The following is a 1207-nucleotide window of genomic DNA, read 5'->3' as shown; positions in this document are numbered from 1 at the left end:
CCGGACCGTGGCGGATGTGCCGGTCGACGGCCGAAAGGTCGTGATCCACGTCCAGGTACGACGCTTGGTCTGCCCGGTCCTGGGATGCCGGCGGCAGACCTTCCGTGAACAGGTCCCCGGGCTGCCGGAGCGTCTCCAGCGCCGCACCACGCGTCTGACCGGCCAGGTCTCCGCGGTGGTGAAGGAGTTATGCGGCCGGGCGGCCGCCCGGCTCACACGGTCGCTGGCCGCGCCCGTGTCGTTCGCCACCGCCCTGCGGCTGCTGCGGCGCATCCCCGTACCAGCGGCACGGACCCCGCGAGTGGTCGGGGTCGACGACTTCGCCCTGCGCCGCCGACACCGGTACGCCACGATCATCATCGACGCCGAAACAGGCGCGCATCGACGTGCTGCCCGACCGTGAGGCCGCCGGGCTGGAAGCCTGGCTGCGCACGCATCCCGGCGTCGAGGTCGTGTGCCGGGACGGGTCGGCCACCCACGCCGAGGCGATCCGTCGGGCGCTGCCCGACGCGGTGCAGGCCAGCGACCGATGGCACCTGTGGCGGAATCTGTGCAACAAGGTCCTGGCCGAAGTGCGGGCCCACGCCCCCTGCTGGGCCACCGTCAATGCGCCCCGCCCCGGCGGGGTCCACGAGCAGACCACCCGCGAGCGCCGGCGCAAGGTCCACGACCTCCTCGGCCAGGGTGTCGGACTCCTGGAATGCTCCCGCCGCCTGAACCTGGCCCTGAACACCGTCAAGCGCTATTCCCGCATCCCCGAGCCGTCGGCCGAACGCATCACCCCCCGCTACCGGCCCACCCTGGCCGACCCCTACCGCGAGCACCTGCGCACCCGGCGCGCGGCCGAGCCCGCGGTGACCGTCACGCAACTGTTCCGCGAGATCAAAGCCCAGGGCTGTACCGGCAGCCACAACCTCCTGGTCCGCTACCTCACCCAGGGACGAGCCGAAGGCAACCGGCCGGTAACCACCCCACGCGACCCGGCTCCTGCTCACTCACCCCGAACACCTGTGGACCAAGGACACCGCCCTCCTGTCGACCCTCACCACCGCATGCCCCGAGATGGCCGAACTCGCCCGACTCGTCGCAGAGTTCGCCCAGCTGCTGACCCCGTCGAAGGGCAACGACACCCGGCTCACCAAGTGGATCAGCGCCGCCCGTGTGGCCGGCCTGCCCCACCTGCACAGCTTCTGCAACGGCCTGGAAC

At 71.7% G+C, this 1207-nt stretch carries 1 pseudogene; it reads left to right on the top strand.

What is annotated here, in order from left to right:
• Positions 1 to 1207, top strand: a pseudogene (locus ABZY11_RS44610) (ISL3 family transposase); the annotation flags it as partial.

The sequence above is a fragment of the Streptomyces sp. NPDC006510 genome, assembly GCF_040611955.1.
Lineage (GTDB): Bacteria > Actinomycetota > Actinomycetes > Streptomycetales > Streptomycetaceae > Streptomyces.
This window is presented reverse-complemented; position numbering and strand designations above follow the sequence as displayed.